The organism is Mesorhizobium sp. P171375 (assembly GCF_057786075.1).
Genome location: NZ_JBYNWF010000001.1, coordinates 2,882,669 through 2,899,299, shown reverse-complemented (window position 1 = coordinate 2,899,299; position 16,631 = coordinate 2,882,669). Strand labels below are relative to the sequence as shown.

At 65.8% G+C, this 16,631-nt stretch carries 14 protein-coding genes; 8 read left to right on the top strand and 6 right to left on the bottom strand.

The window, feature by feature from the left end; genetic code table 11:
- Positions 1-5: 5 nt before the first annotated feature.
- Genes ACYHH6_RS13920 through ACYHH6_RS13885 form a run of 8 tightly spaced genes read left to right on the top strand, consistent with a single transcriptional unit; the run spans position 6 to position 9,901 of the window.
- Positions 6-1,247, top strand: a complete 1,242-nt coding sequence (locus ACYHH6_RS13920) for an FAD-dependent oxidoreductase (protein WP_352589200.1) — start codon at positions 6-8, stop codon at positions 1,245-1,247.
- A 2-nt stretch (positions 1,248-1,249) separates the two neighbouring features.
- Positions 1,250-1,516 carry a sarcosine oxidase subunit delta gene (locus ACYHH6_RS13915; RefSeq protein WP_352589203.1) on the top strand — a complete coding sequence of 89 codons (267 nt, stop codon included), beginning with the start codon at positions 1,250-1,252 and terminating at the stop codon, positions 1,514-1,516.
- Positions 1,513-4,365, top strand: a complete 2,853-nt coding sequence (locus ACYHH6_RS13910; protein ID WP_352589206.1) for a 2Fe-2S iron-sulfur cluster-binding protein — start codon at positions 1,513-1,515, stop codon at positions 4,363-4,365. Before ACYHH6_RS13915 ends, ACYHH6_RS13910 begins: the two co-directional genes overlap by 4 nt.
- Positions 4,366-4,947: a hypothetical protein gene (locus ACYHH6_RS13905; RefSeq protein ID WP_352589209.1), complete on the top strand. Its 582-nt coding sequence runs from the start codon at positions 4,366-4,368 to the stop codon at positions 4,945-4,947.
- A 9-nt stretch (positions 4,948-4,956) separates the two neighbouring features.
- A complete protein-coding gene (locus ACYHH6_RS13900) occupies positions 4,957-5,865 on the top strand; it encodes a dihydrodipicolinate synthase family protein (RefSeq protein ID WP_352589212.1) in 909 nt (302 codons plus the stop codon).
- Between the two features lie 10 nt (positions 5,866-5,875).
- Positions 5,876-6,844, top strand: coding sequence for a D-2-hydroxyacid dehydrogenase (locus ACYHH6_RS13895; RefSeq protein ID WP_352589215.1), 969 nt, complete (start codon positions 5,876-5,878; stop codon positions 6,842-6,844).
- A gap of 19 nt (positions 6,845-6,863) precedes the next feature.
- Positions 6,864-8,405: a trimethylamine methyltransferase family protein gene (locus tag ACYHH6_RS13890; protein ID WP_352589218.1), complete on the top strand. Its 1,542-nt coding sequence runs from the start codon at positions 6,864-6,866 to the stop codon at positions 8,403-8,405.
- Between the two features lie 5 nt (positions 8,406-8,410).
- Positions 8,411-9,901, top strand: a complete 1,491-nt coding sequence (locus ACYHH6_RS13885) for an N-acyl-D-amino-acid deacylase family protein (RefSeq protein ID WP_352589221.1) — start codon at positions 8,411-8,413, stop codon at positions 9,899-9,901.
- On the opposite strand, the gene ACYHH6_RS13880 is transcribed toward ACYHH6_RS13885, so the two are convergent.
- The 6 genes from ACYHH6_RS13880 to hydA are packed head-to-tail and all read right to left on the bottom strand — an operon-like array spanning position 9,886 to position 16,629.
- On the bottom strand, positions 9,886-10,545 hold the full coding sequence (locus tag ACYHH6_RS13880) for a cysteine hydrolase family protein (RefSeq protein WP_352589224.1): 660 nt from the start codon (positions 10,543-10,545) through the stop codon (positions 9,886-9,888). The two genes, ACYHH6_RS13885 and ACYHH6_RS13880, sit on opposite strands and share 16 nt — an antisense overlap.
- Positions 10,542-11,813, bottom strand: coding sequence for a hydantoinase/carbamoylase family amidase (locus ACYHH6_RS13875; protein ID WP_352589227.1), 1,272 nt, complete (start codon positions 11,811-11,813; stop codon positions 10,542-10,544). Before ACYHH6_RS13875 ends, ACYHH6_RS13880 begins: the two co-directional genes overlap by 4 nt.
- Positions 11,810-12,970 (bottom strand): NAD(P)/FAD-dependent oxidoreductase, encoded by a 1,161-nt coding sequence (locus ACYHH6_RS13870; RefSeq protein WP_352589230.1) that lies wholly within the window; start codon positions 12,968-12,970, stop codon positions 11,810-11,812. Before ACYHH6_RS13870 ends, ACYHH6_RS13875 begins: the two co-directional genes overlap by 4 nt.
- On the bottom strand, positions 12,967-14,295 hold the full coding sequence (locus ACYHH6_RS13865; protein ID WP_352589233.1) for a Coenzyme F420 hydrogenase/dehydrogenase, beta subunit C-terminal domain: 1,329 nt from the start codon (positions 14,293-14,295) through the stop codon (positions 12,967-12,969). Before ACYHH6_RS13865 ends, ACYHH6_RS13870 begins: the two co-directional genes overlap by 4 nt.
- Positions 14,288-15,214 carry a nitrilase-related carbon-nitrogen hydrolase gene (locus tag ACYHH6_RS13860; protein WP_352589236.1) on the bottom strand — a complete coding sequence of 309 codons (927 nt, stop codon included), beginning with the start codon at positions 15,212-15,214 and terminating at the stop codon, positions 14,288-14,290. Before ACYHH6_RS13860 ends, ACYHH6_RS13865 begins: the two co-directional genes overlap by 8 nt.
- Positions 15,199-16,629: a dihydropyrimidinase gene (hydA, locus tag ACYHH6_RS13855; RefSeq protein ID WP_352589239.1), complete on the bottom strand. Its 1,431-nt coding sequence runs from the start codon at positions 16,627-16,629 to the stop codon at positions 15,199-15,201. The genes ACYHH6_RS13860 and hydA overlap by 16 nt, the downstream gene beginning before the upstream one ends.
- Positions 16,630-16,631 lie beyond the last annotated feature (2 nt).

Genomic DNA, 16,631 nt, shown 5'->3' with positions numbered 1-16,631 from the left:
CTGACATGCCGCTCAGGCTGCTGAAATACGGTCTCAGCCGAGACTATCCGGTCAGCGAGGACATCCCCGCCACGCCGGCGCTCAAGCCGTCCTACGATGTCGTCATCATCGGCGGCGGCGGCCACGGCCTGTCCTGCGCGCATCATCTGGCGAAGTACCACGGGATCACCGACGTCGCCGTGCTCGAGAAGGGCTATCTCGCCGGCGGCAATACGGCGCGCAACACCACAACGATCCGCTCCAACTACATCACGCCGCAAGGCATCGCCTTCTACAAGGAGGGTGTGGCGCTGTTCAAGACGCTGTCGCAGGAGCTCGACTTCAACGTCATGTTCTCGCAGCGCGGCCAGCTGACGCTTGCGCACACGGAGGCGACGCTGCGCAGCTTCCATTCACGCGCCGAGATGGGCAAGCATCTGGGCACGCGCACCGAAGTGGTCGACCAGAAGGCGGTCGAGGAACTGGTGCCGTCGCTCAACATGGACTATGGCGGCGCGCTCGAAATCCTCGGCGGTCTCTGGCATGCCGATGGCGGCACCGCGCGGCATGACGCGGTCGCCTGGGGCTATGCCGCGCAGGCGTCGCGGCGCGGCGTCGAGATCCATCAGCGCACCGAAGTGCAAGGTTTTGAAATCGTCGGCGACCGGGTGCAAGCGGTGAAGACCAACCGCGGCCGTATCGCCTGCGGCCAGGTGCTGATCGCCACCGGCGGCATGAACTACGATGTGGCGCTGATGGCCGGCGTCGAACTGCCGATCCGCTGCTATCCGCTGCAGGCGATGGTGACGCAGCCGCTGAAGCCGTGGCTGAACACGCTGGTCTCTTCCGTCTCGCTGCACACCTATCTCGTGCAGTCTTCGCGCGGCGAGGTGGTGATCGGCGGCGGCTCCGATCCCTACCAGCTCTATTCGACGCGCTCCACGCTCGACATGAAGGAACACCTCGCCGAAGGCGCGGTGCATCTCTTCCCGTTCCTGCAAGGTGTGCGGCTGCTCCGGCAATGGGCGGGCATTACCGATATGACGCCAGACTACAGTCCGATCATGGGCGCCAGCCCGCTCGACAATCTGTGGCTCGATTGCGGCTGGGGAACCTGGGGCTTCAAGGCAACGCCCGTCGCCGGCAAACGCATGGCCGAGACCATCGCCACCGGCCGCGTGCCCGACATCCTCAAGCCGTTCGCGCTGGAGCGCTTCGAGACCTTCCAGCTGCTCAATGAAATGGGCGCGACGGCAGCGAGCCACTGACGATGAAGATCATGACCTGCCCGATGAACGGCCCACGCAACATAGACGAGTTCCAGTCCTTCGGTCCGGTGCGCGACGAGTTGGATCCTGAACTGACCGCCGACGCCGACTGGTCGCGGCATCTGTTCCGTGCCGAGAACCGCAGAGGCGTTGTGGTCGAGTGGTGGCGGCATGTGCCGAGCAATTATTTTTTCCTCGCCGAGCGCGATCTTGTCAGCAACGAGATCATCCGCACCTTCGATGCCTCGCAGCGCAGCGGCCAGTCATGAACCGCCTGCCCGCCCCTTTCGGTACCCGCATCGACCGGACACGCCCGCTGCGCTTCAGCTTCGAAGGCAAAAGTTTCGATGCCTATGCCGGCGACTGCATCGCCAGCGCGCTCGCCGCATCGGGGCAGTGGATGCTGTCGCGCTCGTTCAAATACCACCGCCCGCGCGGCATCTTCAGCATGAACGGGGCCGAGGCGAACACGCTGGTGCAGCTGCCTTCGGAGCCCAACGTCGCCGCTGACCGCACACCGGTCAGCGAGGGCCTGCAGGTCCGCGCGCAGAACGTCAACGGCTCACTGGCGCGTGACCGTGACGCCATCATCGACAGGCTAGGCCGCTTCCTGCCGGTCGGTTTCTACTACCGCACCTTCATGGGACCGCGCCGCGACAGCTGGCTGAAATTCTGGGAGCCGATCATCCGCCGAAAGGCGGGGCTGGGCATCGTCGACACCAAGGCCGCGCAACGCCATTTCGACAAGTCGCATCTTCATTGCGACGTGCTCGTGGTCGGTGCCGGTCCGGCCGGCCTGAACGCGGCGATCGCTGCTGCCGAAGCGGGTGCCGATGTCGTGCTCTGCGACGAGAATCCGGAGATCGGCGGATCGCTGACCTATGGCCGCCATGACCCGGCGGTGCTTGCGGGTCTCGTAGCGCGGATCGAGGCGCTGCCGAATCTCCACGTGATGACAGGCACGCTCTGCAATGGCTGGTACGAGGACAATTGGCTGCCGCTGATCCAGGGCGACCGGCTCTATCGCATACGCGCCCGCGAGGTGATCCTTGCCACTGGCGCGATCGGTCAGCCGGCCATCTTTCGCAACAATGATCTGCCGGGGATCATGCTCGGCAGCGCCGCACAGCGGCTGATCCGCCACTATGGTGTGCGCCCCGGGCAAAAGGCCGTGGTGCTGACCGGCAATGATGAGGGTTATGCCGTCGCGCTCGATCTGGTCGAGGCCGGCGTCTCGGTCATGCTGGTCGCCGATCCACGATCCGGCGGCGTGCCTGGTCCGCTCGAAGCCGAACTGCACGGCAAGGGCGTGGCAATCCAGAAGGCGGTGACGGTTGAAGCTGCGGAAGGTCGCGGCGGACACCTGGCCCGGGTTCGCATCGGCGGACGATGGGTAGAATGCGACCTGCTGACGATCTCCGTTGGCGAGGTGCCGGCGTGGCAATTGCCTTGCCAGGCGGGCGCCAAGGTCGGGTACGATGACGTCAGCGGATCGATGACGCTGACGCTGGCACAAGGGTCGGTGTGGCTTGCCGGCTCAGTCGCCGGAGGCCATGGCCTCGAAGGCGCTGTTGCCGGTGGCCGTCGCGCGGCTTCGCTAGCACTGCAGCGGCTTGGCCATGCGGTTGTACAAGGCACAGTCCTCGGCAAAGTCAAACCATCCTGCCCGGTCCATGTGCAGTCGATCATCGCCAACGCGAAGGGTCGCGACTTCGTCGATTTCGACGAGGACCTGCAGGTCAAGGATCTGCACAACGCCATCAAGGACGGCTATCGCGAAATCGAACTGGTCAAGCGCTTCACCACGGTCGGCATGGGACCGAGCCAGGGCCGCCATTCGGCGCTGGCGACGGCGCGGATCGTCGCCGAAGCGACCAACCGGACGGTGGCCGAAGTCGGCATCACGACGGCGCGCCCACCGGTCGGCCCGGAGACGCTCGGCGTGCTTGCCGGCCATCACGAGGTGCTGGAACGGCGCACCGCACTGCACGCCAGGCATCTGGCACTCAACGCCGCGATGAAGCCGGTCGGCGCCTGGTGGCGGCCGTACTTTTATGGCGATCCGAAAAGTGCGCAAAAGGCGATCCGCGACGAGATCATGGCGGTGCGCGAAGGCGTCGGCCTGCTCGACGTCTCGACGCTCGGCAAGCTGGAACTGCGCGGGCCGGATGCCGGCGAATTCCTCGACCGGCTCTACACCATGGCGCATGCCAACCAGCCGGTCGGGCGCGTGCGTTATTGCCTGATGCTCAACGAAATGGGCTCAGTGGTCGATGACGGCGTCGCCTACCGCATGGCCGACGACCGCTTCTATGTCACGGCCACGACAGGCGCCGTCGCGCGCGTCTACGCCGACATGCTGTTCTGGAACGCGCAGTGGCGGCTCAAGGTCGACGTTCTCAACCTGACCGGCGCGTTCTCAGGCTTGAACGTCACCGGCCCGAAGGCGCGGTCGGTGCTTGAGGCGCTGGAAGGCGATATCGATTTCAGCCGCGAGGCCTTTCCCTATCTCAGCGGCCGCGAAGGCGTCGTCGCCGGCGTGCCGATGCGCGTCATGCGGATCGGCTTCACCGGCGAACTCAGCTTCGAATTGCATTGCCCGTCCAGCCTCGCGCCGGCGCTGTGGGACGCGGTGATGGAGGCCGGCAAGCCGCATGGCCTCACGCCTTACGGGCTGGAAGCGTCGCGCATCCTGCGGCTGGAGAAAGGCCATATCCTGATCGGCCAGGATACGGATGCGATCACCACGCCGGACGAGCTCGGGTTCGGCTGGGCGGTGTCGAAGAAGAAGCCGTTCTTCGTCGGCAAGCGTTCCATCGAAATGCGCGCCAGGCTTGGCCAGGCGCGCAAGCTGGTTGGTTTGCAATTTCCCGCCGGCGCCAAAGATATACCCGGCGAGAGCTGCCTGGTGCTGCGCGGCAACGATCCCGTCGGCCAGATCACCTCGATCGGCTTTTCGCCGACACTCGGCTGTTCCATCGCTTTGGCTTATGTCCATGTCGACGATTCCATAGACGGAAGCCGGGTGATGGTGAAGTGCCGCAATGGCGCTCTGGTCGAGGTTCCTGTGGTTGGGCACGCTTTCTTCGACCCGACCAATGCGCGGCAGGAGATGTAGATGGCGGGCCTCGACGCAATGCCCGTATTTCCATTCATGCAAGGCGGCGCCGCGCACGGCACAATGCTGCCTTCGGGCGCTGTTGCGCTGACCGATCTCACCGCCAGCCCGCGTTTCGGCCTGAAGGGCGGTGGCAGCGCTGCCTGGCTCGCCGCGCATGGTGTTGCCCTGCCCGCGATCAATCGCATCGGCAGCCATCGCGGCATGCGCGTGCTCCGCCTCGGCAATGAGGATATTCTGCTGCTTGGCGAAGATGTCGGTGAGCCGCTGGCCGAACTGCGGGGCGTCTGGGAAAGCGACAGCGGACCGAAAGGCTATTCATCCTGGCGCGAGGAAGGCTGGGCGTGGATGCGGCTTTCCGGTCCCGCAATTGCCGAAGCGATGAGCCAGCTCTGCGCACTCGATCTGCGCCCCGACAGATTCAGCGCCGAGGACATCGCGCAGACGCGTGTCGGCCATATCGAAGCCGTTACCTTCCGCGCGCCGGGCGGTTTCGATGTACTGTTCGACGTCACCGCGTCGGCGTATTTCGCCCGGACCGTCTCGGCGGTGGCCAGGCACTGCACGCAACATCAGGCATAGAGGATGTAAATGACCCGCCCGCAAGGAACCATCGCCCCGATCCTGACGCCGTTCGAGAACGATGGCCGCATCGCCCGCGACCTCTGGATCTCGCACGCCAAATGGGTGCTGGACCAGGGCGCGCATTTCCTGTCGCCCTTCGGCACCACGGGCGAGGCGCTGTCACTATCGCTCGACGAACGCATGCAGGCGCTGGAATGGCTGGTTGAAGCCGGTATCTCGCCCACCCGCATGATGCCCGGCACCGGTGTCACCGCATTGCCCGAAACCATTGAACTGTCCAAGCATGCGGTCGGACTCGGCTGCGCCGGCGTGATGGTGCTGCCTTCGTTCTTCTACACCGCTGCCGGCGACAACGGCCAGGCGCGCTATTACAGCGAGCTGATCGAACGGGTGGCGAACCCGGCGCTGAAGATGATCCTCTACCATATCCCGCAGAACTCCGGCGTCCCGGTGAGCCCGGCCTTGACCGCCCGGCTGAGCGCGGCGTTTCCGGAGACCGTCGTCGCCTACAAGGACAGCGCCGGCGACTGGAACAACACGGCAGCGGTGATTGCCGCGGCACCTGCGGTCGCGGTGTTCCCTAGCTCCGAGGCGCAGCTGACCAAGGGCCTCGCCAATGGCGCTGCAGGCTGCATCTCGGCGACGGTCAACCTCAACGCCGCGGCCATCCGCGCGCTCTACGACGCGACGATCGCGGGCAAGGACGTCACCGCGACGGATGCCGCGATCAAGGCGTTCCGCAAGGTGATCCAGGATGCCGGCCTGATCCCGGCGATGAAGGCGGTGCTGGCGGTTCGCTCCGGCGACAAGCGCTGGCTGAACCTGCGCTCGCCGCATGAGAATGCAACGCTGGAACACGGCAAGACGCTGCTTGCCGCGCTCGGTCCCGCAGCCGACCATATTGGCCGCGGCTGAGGCGCAAGACATGTCGGCTCACCCCACCGTCATCCTGCACACCGACCGGCCGGCGGCAGCGATGGCGGTGCTCGGCGAGACGCATCCGGATCTCACCATCTGCGCCTGCGATACCTACGCTGCCCTGCCTGGCCTGATCGAGCAGATTGCCGCGGAGGTGGTCTATACCGTTCGCTTCGACGGGACGCCGCGCTTTCCCCGCCAAGCGCTTATCGAAAGCGCGACCGTGAAGTGGGTATCGGTCGGTGGGTCCGGCACGGATCATCTCGGGCGCTGGGATCCGGCGCGCGTCACGGTGACCAATTCGGCCGGCGTCGCCGCCGGCATGCTGGCGGAATATGCGCTGGGCGCCATGCTGTCCTTCTCGCTCGACCTGCGCGGTTTCGAGCGCCGCCAGCAGGCACGCCAGTGGGGCGGTGGCCGTGTCGAGCCGATCGAAGGCAAGACGGTCCTTGTCATCGGCCTCGGCAAGACCGGTACGGCCGTTGCTATGCGCGCCAAGGCGATGGGCATGGAAACGCTCGGCATCCGCGCCCGGCCAAAGCCGATGCCCAGCCTTGACGAGGTGCACGACCCGGATGCTCTGCTTGCTCTGCTCGGTCGCGCCGACTTCATCGTCTGCTGCGTGCCGCTGCTGGCCAGCACGCGCGGATTGCTCGGCAGAGCGGCGTTTGCGGCGATGAAGCCATCCGCCGTGCTGATCGATATCTCGCGCGGTGGCGTGACCGACGAGGCAGCGTTGCTCGAAGCCCTCGACGGCAGGCGGATCAAGGGCGCGGCGCTGGACGTGTTCGGCACAGAACCGCTGCCGGCGGACCATCCTTTGTGGGGCTACGACAATGTCGCCATCACGCCACATTGTGCGGCGGTCTACGAGGGCTGGGATATCAAATCGGTGCGGATGTTTGCCGACAATCTCAAGCGCTACCGCAGCGGCCAGACGCTGGAAAACACAGTCAATCCGGAGCGCGGCTACTGAGGCCGGGAGAACGAAACAAATGACGCAGGACAGGCGCGGCGGGGGCCGCAGATCGAAGATCGGACGCAGCGGCGGCGGCATCGCGCAGCTGCCCTGGCAGCATGTGGAGAACCCCTATCCGCCGATGCAGTTGCTGGACGAGGATCGGATGCAGCGTCTGCACGACACCTCGATGCGCATCCTGTCGGAACTCGGCATCCGCGTCATGAGCGAAAAGGTAATGGATCTGTTTGCTGCAGCAGGCGCGATCGTCGACCGCGAGGAAAAGACCATCAGGATCGACGAGAGCCTGGTTACCGAGGCGCTACGGGCGGTTCCGTCCTCTTTCAGGCTGACCAGCCGCAATCCGCAAAAGCAGGTCCATCTCGGCGGCAATTCGCTGGTGTTCGGCCTCGTCGCCGGCCCGCCCAATGTGCATGACCGCATCAATGGCCGCCGCCAGGGCAACCTGCCCGACTATCAGAACTTCATCCGGCTGGCGCACCACTTCAACGCCATCCACATCATCGGCAACCAGGTTGTGGCGCCGATGGAACTGCCGGCCAATGCGCGCCATCTCGATACCTATTACGCAAATCTGACGCTGAGCGACCTCTCCTTCCACTGCACGGCGATCGGCCGCGCCAGGGCGATGGACGGCATCAGCATGATGGCGATCGCGCGCGGCATCAGCGTCGAGGAGATGCGAGCCTCGCCGGGCGTGACGACGATCATCTCGATCAACTCGCCGCGCCTGTTCGACGACGCCATGGCCGAAGGCCTGATCGCCATGGCCGAGCACGGCCAGCCGGTGACTGTCACCCCCTTCACGCTGATGGGCGCGATGACGCCGGTGACATTGGCGGCGGCGCTTTGCCAGCAAAACGCCGAAGCGCTGTTCGGCGTGGTGCTGACGCAGCTGGTCAATCCCGGCACGCCGGTGATGTACGGCGCCTTCACCTCCAATGTCGACATGAAGTCGGGCGCGCCGGCCTTCGGCACGCCGGAGAACGCCAAGGCCAACATCATCGCCGGGCAGCTCGCGCGGCGCTACAACCTGCCCTACCGCACCTCCAATGCGAATGCTTCGAACGTCGTCGATCTGCAGGCCGCCTATGAGACCGAGATGGCGACATGGGGCGCGGTGCTTGGCGGCGCCAATCTGATCTACCACGCGGCGGGCTGGCTCGAAGGCGGGCTGACGGCCTCCTACGAAAAGCTCGTGCTCGATGTCGAGATCTTGCAGAACATGATGGAGTTCCTGCGACCGTTGCCGTTCCAGGAGGATGATCTCGGTTTCGAGGCGATCAAGTCGGTGCCGGCCGGCGGCCATTTCTTCGGCGCCGAACACACAATGTCGCGCTACACCACCGCCTTCTACCAGCCGATGCTGTCCAACTGGCAAAACCATGGCGCCTGGGAGGAAGCCGGCGGCAAGGATGCGCTGGAGCGCGCCACCGAACTCTGGCAGCAGGCATTGCATGATTACGAGGAGCCAGTGATGGATCCCGCGATCCGCGAGGAGCTCGACGCCTATGTCGCGCGCCGCCGCGAGGAGATCGCCGCCAATCCGGACGGCTGACAGCAATGCCATACGATCTCGTCATCCGCCATGGCACGCTGATTTCAGGCGACGGTTCCGATCGCTTCGAGGCCGACGTCGCTATCGACGGCGACAGGATCGCCGCCATCGGCGACCTGGGCGACGCACGTGGTGCACAAGAGATCGACGCTTCGGGCAAGATAGTCGCGCCGGGCTTCATCGACGTGCACACCCATGATGACGGCGCGCTGCTGGCACCCGATGGCATGGTGCCGAAGATCAGCCAGGGCGTGACGACGGTGATCGCCGGCAATTGCGGCATCAGCCTTGCGCCTTTGCTGCTGGATCGCGCCCCGCCGCCGCCCTTCACGCTGGTCGGCGGCCAGGAGAATTTTCGCTTCGACCGTTTCGCCGATTACGTCGCAGAACTCCGCCAGCGCGGCATCGCCACCAACGCTGCCCTGCTCGTCGGCCACACCACCTTGCGCCAGCGCTGCATGCCGGTGACCGACCGCCCGGCCAACGAGGCGGAGGCGGCGCTAATGCAGGAGACGGTCGCTGAGGCAATGGCCGAGGGCGCGTTCGGCCTCAGCACCGGGCTCGACTACCCGCCAGCCGTCAACTCTTCGACTGAAGAGGTCAAGGCGCTTGCGGCGACGGCGGCAAGCCTCGGCGGGCCGTACGTCACCCATACGCGTAACTATTTCGAGACAATGGATGAGGCGATCGAGGAAGCCATCGACATTGCCGGCCATGCCGGCGGCAAGCTGTTCATCTCACATCACCAATGCACGGGCCGTGCCAATTTTGGCAAGAGCGGTCCTTCGCTGAAGCGCATCGACCAGGCGCGCGCGACCATGGACATCGGCATGGATGTCTACCCCTATGCCGCGAGCTCGACGGTGCTTCGGCTGGAGCGGTGCGACACCGGGCTGAAGATCCTCATCACCTGGTCTACGCCGCACCCCGAAATGGCGCGGCGCGAGATCGCCGACATTGCGCGCGAGTGGAATTGCAGCGAACGCGAGGCTGGTAAGCGCCTGCTGCCGGCGGGCGCAGTCTATTTCCAGCTCGACGAGACGGATGTTCGCACCATCATCGCGCATCCACGCACGATGATCGGTTCGGATGGCCTACCGCACGACATCCACCCACATCCGCGCCTGTGGGGGACATTTCCGCGCGTGCTCGGCCACTATGCCAGGGATGTCGGCCTGTTCAGCCTGGAAGAGGCGGTGTTCCGGATGACCGGGCTTGCGGCGCGTGAATTCGGCATCGCGCAGCGCGGCACGCTGGCGGTCGGCAATTTCGCCGACCTGACGATCTTCGATCCGCAGACGATCATCGACACCGCGACCTTCGAAGAGCCGCGCCAACCGGCTGCCGGCATCGAGCATGTCTTCGTCAACGGTGTGTCCGTGTGGAGTGACGGAAAGGCGACCGGGGCGCGGCCAGGCGCGGTGCTCAAGCCCAGCACTTCAAAGACGATCGTCAGAAGCGCGTGCGGCTGCGGCGCGGATCACAGCGCTTCGTAGAGGCTGTCGACCGTCTCCAGCGTGTAGACAAACTGCACCGGCCTTGTGCAGCGCCAGCCGTCAAAACTCTGACCGGCGAGCGCCTTCAGCACCTCGGGCATGCGCAATATGCCGCCGCCATAGAGGCGGTTGGCCATGTCGAGCATGCCGGTGCGGTGCATGGCCTCGCTCATGCTGCCGCAAGCGTCCTTGACCAGCCAGACCCGAAAGCCCTGATAGACGGCGTCGAACACGCTCTCGGTCACGCAGCTGTCGGTGAGCACGCCGGCGACAACAAGGTTTTCGATCTTGAGATCAGCAAGCCGCTGCGAAAGATCGGTGCGGCGAAAGGCGCTCGGCCAGTGCTTGTGGATGACAATGTCGCCAGGCAGCGTCGCCACTTCGGCGCAAATGTCGGCGCCCTCACTGCCGGCCACGGCCGAACGAAACTCCTCGGTCAGGATCTCCTCCTGCCTGGCATAGCCGGCGCGCTCTTCCGGCTTCACCCAGGCCTGCGCATGGATGACCGTAATGCCGGCAGCGCGGGCTTCGGCAATCAGGCGGGCGGCATTGGCGAGCACGGCGTCGTAGCCAACGACCGGCCAGGCGGCGCCGGGCCGGTATTCGTTCTGTAGGTCGATGACGAGCAAGGCGGCGTGGTTCATGGCTGATCCTTGTCGAAATCGGTGACGAAGCGCAGGAGCAGACGGATCGCCTGATTGAGATCGGCGATCTCCATCGCCTCATGCGGATTGTGGCTGCCATTCTCGTTGCGGACGAACAGCATGGCGGTCGGAATGCTCGCGCCGGCAAAGGTGGCGGCGTCGTGCCCTGCCCCGCTCGGCACATGCGGCGCGGGCATCTGCAAATCGGCGGCAGCGCGATCCAGCCTTGCGATGAAAGCTTGCGACATGGTCGCCGGCTCCCAAGTGAAGCGTGACCCGGCTTCGAACGTGACGCCGCGCTTCGTGCCTACCTCGGCGAAGAGCGCGTGCAACCTTGCTTCAATCCGCTCAAGAACAACGGCCTCGGCGCTGCGCACATCGAGGGTGAAACCGAGCTCGCCGAGCACGCGACTGCCGCCATGTTGCGAGGGGTCGGACTGCACGCGGCCGAAGGTGATGGTGGCTTCGTGTCCCTCGCGCTCGAGCGCGTCCCATTCCGCTTCGAGGCCGGCGACCAGATCGGCGAAACCGAGCGCGCTGTCATGCCGAGCAAAGCGCGGCTCGGCGCCGGAATGGGCGTAAGCGCCGAAGCATTTGGCATCGACATAGCGGAAACCGCCGGCAATGCCGGTGACGATGCCGACCGGCACGCCAGCGGCGACCAGGCGCGGTCCCTGTTCGATGTGGGCTTCGACGAAAGACGCGATGCGGGAGGCGTCGATACCCGGCACGCCACGCCGCACGGCATCGGGGTCAAAGCCTTCTTCGCGCATGTGATCGGCCAGGCTGCGGCCACTGTCCGACCGCTTCGCGTCCAGCGCTGCAGGATCGAGCAGCCCGAGCGCGGCCTGACTGCCGGGATAAGATAGCGGAAACCACACCGCTTCCTCGGCGCGCGTCACCAGCACGATCAGGTCGCGCGGCATGCCTTGCCCGGCCAGTTCGGCCATCACTGCAAGCCCGGCCACGACACCGGCGGCACCGTCGAAATTGCCGCCATGCGGCACGCTGTCGAGATGCGAGCCGATGACGATCGCCGGCAGGGCCGGGTCGCGACCTCTCCGCGTCAAATAGAGATTGCCGGCGGCATCGACGCGCGCGACGGCGCCGAGCTTTTCCGCTTCCTCGCGCATGAGAGCGTGGGCAAAACGCTCGCCGGGTCCGTAGGCGACGCGCGTGATGCCCGGCGCATCGGTGGTGGCTTGCGCCAGCGTCTCCAGCAGCCGCCCGGCCAGAATGCCGCCGGCCGTAAGTCCAGCATCGCTCATGAAGCAGCCCGCGTGGATTGAGCGCCGCGCAGCCGGTTCGGCGTGAGGTCCGCCAGGTATACGCCTTGCCTTGCGACATCATCCGGCATGCCGCCGCCGGCGATCAAGCTGGCGCAAACGCGCGACAATGCGGGCGAGGTCTTGATGCCGTAGCCGCCCTGCCCGACCAGCCAGATGAAATCCGGCGCCTCGTCATCCGGACCGACGACGGGCGAACCGTCGGCGACAAAAGTGCGCAGACCAGCCCAGGAGCGCGACACGCGCTGCACCTCGATCGTGGTGGCCCTTTCGAGACGCTCGGCGCCGACGGCGACGTCGATGTCCTCGGCATAGGCATCCATCGGCGGCGACAGCGTCGCATCGGCCGGCGAGACGAAGAGTTGCCCGGCATCCGGCTTGAAGTAGAACTCGGCGCCGACATCGTGGACCAGCGGCCAGTCCGATATGTCGACGCCCGCAGGTGCGGGAATGTTGAAGGCGGTGCGGCGCTTCGGCTGCAGGCCGACGGGGCGGACGCCGGCCATGACGGCAATCTCATCGCCCCAGGCGCCGGCGGCGTTGACGATGCGCGGCGCAAGAAAGGTTCCGGCCGGGGTGTCGACCCGCCACTGGCCGCCTTGCCGGTCGACCACCTTGACGCCGGCGTTGGTGACGATCCTGGCGCCTCGTGCACGGGCGCCGCGCAGAAAACCCTGGTGCAGGCCGTTGACGTCGATGTCCATCGAATGCGGTTCGATATAGGCGCCGGCGAGATAGTCGGCGCGCAGCACCGGCACGCGCTGGATCGCCTCGGCGGGCGTCATGGCGACGATGGACGGAACCAGCGCTTGAGCCGCCTCCAGATCTTGCGCTAGGAGCTCAAGCTGGTCGGCGCGGGCGACGGTAATCATGCCGCGCTTGCTCAGCAACGGATAGTCGGAAAAGCCGGCCGGCGGTTCGGTCAGGAACGAGCGGCTGGCAAGCACGATGCGGCGGATGACGCCGTTGCCGTAGTTTTCGGTAAAGCTTGCCGCCGAGCGGCCGGTGGTGTGGTAGCCGCAATGGCTCTCGCGCTCGAGCAGCACCACCTTGGCCGACCGGCTGATCTCGAAGGCAGCGCCGGCGCCAGCCATGCCACCGCCAATGACGATCACGTCCGTTTCTTCAGCGGCACTCATGGACATCCATCCTTCACTATCACGACTTCGCCGCGCGGCACCGGTCGCGGTTCGCCCAGTCGCCCGCGTTTGGCGCGGTCACGGGCGCCGCGGCCTTCGACGAGATTGTCGGCCAGAGCGTTTTGCCGGGCGCAATCTTCCAGGGCAAGATCGGTGACCACAGGTATCGGCTTGCCGGCAATCGCGATGCCTTTCAGCCGCGCCCAGACCGCGCGACGCTTGCGCGTCTGATGCGACTGCAGTTCGCCGAGTTCGGCAAAGCTGCTCTCGCGCTTGATCGCCAGCGCGCCGGCTGCGACCGCCGCGTCGAACAGCTCGAGGCCACGCCTGGTGCGCACGATGATGCCGTTGAGGGCTTCGTCATCGACCGCCGGCCCGCCATTCAGCCAGGCATCGGACGCGACGATGTCAGCGACCTGGCCGATGGCGTCGGGGCAGATCTTGCAGCGCGGCTGGATCATCCATTTGTCCTCGTCCTCCCACAGCTGCCGGTAGCTGAGCTGGAAGGCGCGGCCGTCTTTCGTCTCGATCCGGTTGGGGCCGGGATTGCCGTAACCCCGGTAGCGGAACAGCGCGAGCTCGTCTTCGGCGAGGCCGAAGCGCTGCAGCACCTGTTCGGATTTCGACAGGTCGGATGCGCCGCCGCAGACGAAAGCGAGCGCATAGCTCATGTATTTGTCGACGCGCGGATCGTGCCGAGCCAGATTGCGAACGGCGGTGATATCGCAAGGCTTGGCGATCAGCGCGAAGGGTTTGCCGCGAGCGAGTATCTCGCTGAAATTCTCAAGCGGCGCGACCGGCCCGTAGCGCGAGCCGGCGCCTTCGAGAACCGACGCGGCATCGAAGCTCAGCTGCCGCTCGCTGCGCATCGGCGCGGTCCGCGATGCGGAGACGTGCAGGACGAAGTTGACGCGGCCGGACGTCAGCAGGAACTGGCCAAGCGCCGTCAACACGCCGCCGCTCGATGCCTGGAACCGCACCGCCGGGTCTCCGGCATAGCCGAGGCTGACCCGCTCGGCAGGCCCCCATACCGTGTCTGTCAGCGCGGCTGTAGCTGTTTGCGACGGCGGCGGGCCTGCGATCCGCGTTCCCGGGCAGACGGCGTTGATCCGGGTCAGGGTCGAATGGTTCAGCGCCACGCGGGCGACCGGCCGCAGGCGCCCCTCTGGCGTCATGATCATCTCGATTTCTTGCGGACCAGCGAGCGACCGGCAGAGCCCGCAACCGATGCAAAGTCCGTTCTCGACGATCTCGGCCAGCGATAGCGGAATGGCCGGCGGCGGCGCGATGCACTCGGCAGATCGGTCGCGGCCCAGATCAGACATGCGAACCGGCGGGCTCGCTGATCAGGCGATATTGATCCGGGCGGCGATAGAGCGCGAAGTCGAAATTCACCTTCCGGCAGGTGGCGATGAGGTCGAGGTCGGCACGATGGACGATGACCTCGTCGCCGAGCGAAATCGCCTGCGCCGCAATCTCGCCGGTCGGTGCGATGATGCAGGAGCCGCCGATCAGCGCCTGGCCGTCTTCGAGGCCGGCCTTGGCGGCGGCGGCCACCCACAGCGTGTTCTGGTAGGCGCCGGCCTGCATCGGCAGATGGTTGTGGAACATTCTGAGATGCGCCAGCGCCGGCGCCTCATCGAGCAGCAGCGGCGTGTTGTAGCCGAGCACCGCCACCTCCGCGCCGTTGAGGCAGAGCATGCGGTAAGTCTCCGGCCAGCGGCGGTCGTTGCAGATCGCCATGCCGACGCGCACGCCGCCATAGTCGAAGACCGGAAAGCCGAGATTGCCCGGCTCGAAATAGCGCCGCTCCAGATGCGTGGTCGTGCCTTCTTCCGGCTCGGCCGAGCCCGGCACATGCATCTTGCGGTAGCGGCCGATGAAGCGCCCGTCCGGGCCGACCAGATCCATGGTGTTGAAATGGCGCGTGCGGCCGTCCTCCTGCGCAAGTTCGCAATAGCCGAGCGCGAAGCCGACCTTCAGGCGGGCTGCCGCATCGTAGAGCCGCTGCGTTTCCGGCCCCGGCATCGCGCATTCGAAGAAGGCGTCGATCTCCGCCTGATCGTCGATGCGCCAGCGCGGAAAGAAGGTGGTCAGCGCCATCTCGGGAAAGACGGCAATCTCCGCGCCCGCAGCGGCGGATTGCTCCAGCAGATGGATGAGGCGATCGACGGTCTCGGCACGCATCGCGCTGCGCTGGATCGGCCCGGTCTGGGCGACCGCAATGGTCAGGCATCGAGCCATGGCGTCGTCTCCTCGACTGGTTTTCCCGAGCGGGCCGGATCGGCGGCGCTGCGCTCGACAAATTGTCCAAGGCCCGGCTTTGCCTTCAGCACACCGTCGGCGATCACCGGCACGCCGCGCACCAGAACGGTGGTCGGCTTGCCTGTCACGCTCTTGCCCTCGTAAGGCGTGAAGTCGACGCGCGAATGCAAAGCGGCGTGGCCGAGCGTCCAGGTCGCTTCGGGATCCCACAGCGCCAGATCGGCATGGAGGCCGACCGCTATGCTGCCCTTGCGATCGGCGAAACCGTAAATCGCAGCGGCATTGCGCGAGGTGAGATCGAGATAGCGGTCGAGCGTCAGCCTGCCGGTCAAAAGCCCTTCGGAGAACAGCAGCGGCAGACGGGTCTCGATGCCGGGAATGCCACTTAGCGTGGTGGTGAAACCGGGTGTCTGCGACCTGCCGATCTTGTCGGCGAAGTAATAGGGTGAATGGTCGGAGGACCAGAGGTCGATGCCGCCATCGATCAATGCCTGCCACAGATGCTCGTGACTGCGCGGCGAACGCGGCGGGGGCGAAAAGACGAAACGCGCAGCATCGAGTGCCGGACGATCGAGATCAGCCCCGCCGATGAAGAGATACTGCGGACAGGTCTCGGCGATCGCATCGACGCCGCGTGAGCGCGCCCGCGCTACTTCTTCGGCCGACTGCCAGGACGAGACATGCACGACGGTCATGCGCGCGCCGGTCATTTCCGCAAAGGCCAGAGCGCGGTGCGTCGCCTCGCGCTCCATGGTCTCGCTGTGAGCGACGACGTGGTAGCGGATATCGGTGCGGCCGAGATCGATCAGCCGCTGGCGCGTGCGCCGGATCGCGGCGTCGTTCTCGGCATGGACCATGACGATCCAGCCAAGAGTGTGGGCGGCATCGAGCACCTTGAAGAAGAGATCGTCGTCGACGGCAAAACCCTGATAGGTCATGAACAGTTTGACCGAGGCGATGCCACGCCCGGCAAGCTCGGAGAGCTGCTGCGCGACATCGGCGCCCGTGCCCATCGTCACCACGGCATGCAAACCATAGTCGATCACAGCGCGGCCCGAAGCGCGGTCGAGCGCCCGATCGATGGCGCCGATGGTACTCATACCCGGACCCGGCATGCCGAACGGGACGATGCAGGTGGTGCCGCCGAAGGCCGCCGATATGGTACCGGATTCGAAATCGTCGGCATTGCCCGCACCGCCCCAGACCGGCTGGTCGAGATGGCAATGGGCGTCGATGCCGCCAGGCATGACCCAGCGATTGCTTGCGTCGATCAGCGTCTCGCCGGACAGGCCGTTGCCGATGGCTGAGATGCGGCCGACATCGATGCCGATGTCGCAGTCGGCCCAGCCGTCGTCGAGCGCGACGCGTCCACCTTTGATGACCAGCTCGTGCATTG

Excerpts from the sequence above, each read along its gene's own strand:
- ACYHH6_RS13905 (WP_352589209.1), top strand. The coding sequence starts at position 4,366 with ATGGCGGGCCTCGACGCAATGCCCGTATTTCCATTCATGCAAGGCGGC.
- ACYHH6_RS13865 (WP_352589233.1), bottom strand. The coding sequence starts at position 14,295 with ATGTCTGATCTGGGCCGCGACCGATCTGCCGAGTGCATCGCGCCGCCG.
- ACYHH6_RS13910 (WP_352589206.1), top strand. The coding sequence starts at position 1,513 with ATGAACCGCCTGCCCGCCCCTTTCGGTACCCGCATCGACCGGACACGC.
- ACYHH6_RS13860 (WP_352589236.1), bottom strand. The coding sequence starts at position 15,214 with ATGGCTCGATGCCTGACCATTGCGGTCGCCCAGACCGGGCCGATCCAG.
- ACYHH6_RS13920 (WP_352589200.1), top strand. The coding sequence starts at position 6 with ATGCCGCTCAGGCTGCTGAAATACGGTCTCAGCCGAGACTATCCGGTC.
- ACYHH6_RS13890 (WP_352589218.1), top strand. The coding sequence starts at position 6,864 with ATGACGCAGGACAGGCGCGGCGGGGGCCGCAGATCGAAGATCGGACGC.
- ACYHH6_RS13875 (WP_352589227.1), bottom strand. The coding sequence starts at position 11,813 with ATGAGCGATGCTGGACTTACGGCCGGCGGCATTCTGGCCGGGCGGCTG.
- ACYHH6_RS13880 (WP_352589224.1), bottom strand. The coding sequence starts at position 10,545 with ATGAACCACGCCGCCTTGCTCGTCATCGACCTACAGAACGAATACCGG.
- ACYHH6_RS13885 (WP_352589221.1), top strand. The coding sequence starts at position 8,411 with ATGCCATACGATCTCGTCATCCGCCATGGCACGCTGATTTCAGGCGAC.
- ACYHH6_RS13895 (WP_352589215.1), top strand. The coding sequence starts at position 5,876 with ATGTCGGCTCACCCCACCGTCATCCTGCACACCGACCGGCCGGCGGCA.
- hydA (WP_352589239.1), bottom strand. The coding sequence starts at position 16,629 with ATGCACGAGCTGGTCATCAAAGGTGGACGCGTCGCGCTCGACGACGGC.
- ACYHH6_RS13870 (WP_352589230.1), bottom strand. The coding sequence starts at position 12,970 with ATGAGTGCCGCTGAAGAAACGGACGTGATCGTCATTGGCGGTGGCATG.
- ACYHH6_RS13900 (WP_352589212.1), top strand. The coding sequence starts at position 4,957 with ATGACCCGCCCGCAAGGAACCATCGCCCCGATCCTGACGCCGTTCGAG.
- ACYHH6_RS13915 (WP_352589203.1), top strand. The coding sequence starts at position 1,250 with ATGAAGATCATGACCTGCCCGATGAACGGCCCACGCAACATAGACGAG.